The following is a 1,122-nucleotide window of genomic DNA, read 5'->3' on the forward strand; positions in this document are numbered from 1 at the left end:
GGTGGCAGCACGTTGACCGGCCAGCCGAGGGATGGCATTGGCCATCAGCGGATCGCCACCCATGGCGTAGATATCGCTGATGGCATTGGTGGCGGCGATGCGCCNGAAGTCGAAGGGATCATCGACGATGGGCATGAAGAAATCGGTGGTCGAGACCAAGCCGCGTTCCTCATCGATGGCATAGACCGCGGCGTCGTCACGGGAAGCATTGCCGACCCACAGCTTGGGATCGAGATGCTGGGCACCGCTGCCGGCGAGGATCACCTCCAGCACCTGCGGCGAAATCTTGCAACCGCAACCGGCGCCATGGCTGTATTGGGTCAGGCGAATGGGCTCGCTAAGGGAATCGCTCATGGGAAAGTCCTGGCTGATCGGGGGATGCCGATTCTAGCAGCGTTTGAAAGCCGAAACGAACTGGAAGCCAGTAAGCAAGCACACACCAATTACAACAATCGCTCCAGAGCCTGGGCGCAGCCTGACAAGATTCTCCAGTTCATTGCGCCCCATCCTGCACTCCGATCAATTCGATTTTGGGACCAGCCATCACAGAAACCAGGAAGTGATTGCGGCCAGCCAGCTTCTTCTGGAATTCGGCAGGGCGATACACCGTGAGGGAAATCTTCCTACCCAGGCGCGCTTCGAGGGTAACCAGATCCGGGTAGAGATCAGCACTACCGAGCTCATCGGCAAGTACCAGCAGGTCGATATCGCTGGTGGCCGTATCCAGTCCCTTGGCCACCGAGCCATAGAGGAAGGCCCTGTCGATTTGCGCCGCGAAAGGCTGGAGCATAGCCTTGATCGCATCGGCCACGCCAAAGGTCTTGCGAATGATGGCGCTTAATTCCGAAAAGATTGGAGAATCCGGGTTGGGCTTGTAGAGCAGTACCCGCCCCACCTCTTCCCTCACCAACAAACCGGCCTCGGTCAGCTTACCCAGCTCTCGCTGGGCCGAGGCCGAGCTGATGCCAGTACTGCTCATCAGCGCGCGCAAGTGCATACCCTCTGGGCGCAAGAATAGCTGGCCGAGAATGGCTTGGGTAGATCTGGAGAATAAGGCGTCACCGACGGTAGTCATGCGCTCAATTCTAGCTCAATTGCGCTAAATTGAGCACAATGCAACAG

General features: G+C 58.1%; 1 protein-coding gene and 1 pseudogene. Both read right to left on the bottom strand.

Translation table 11 applies throughout. The features are described from left to right. Window positions 1–354, bottom strand: a pseudogene (selD, locus tag I5W_RS20035) (selenide, water dikinase SelD); the annotation flags it as partial. A gap of 139 nt (window positions 355–493) precedes the next feature. Further along, window positions 494–979, bottom strand: coding sequence for a nucleotidyltransferase domain-containing protein (locus tag I5W_RS20040; RefSeq protein WP_237741840.1), 486 nt, complete (start codon window positions 977–979; stop codon window positions 494–496). Window positions 980–1,122: the final 143 nt, after the last annotated feature.

Origin of the sequence: Herbaspirillum sp. B65, from assembly GCF_000333555.1 — a bacterium.
In the GTDB taxonomy this organism is placed as follows: domain Bacteria; phylum Pseudomonadota; class Gammaproteobacteria; order Burkholderiales; family Burkholderiaceae_D; genus Herbaspirillum; species Herbaspirillum rubrisubalbicans.

Coding starts and splice junctions, on each gene's coding strand:
- I5W_RS20040 (WP_237741840.1), bottom strand. CDS start 979: ATGAGCAGTACTGGCATCAGCTCGGCCTCGGCCCAGCGAGAGCTGGGT.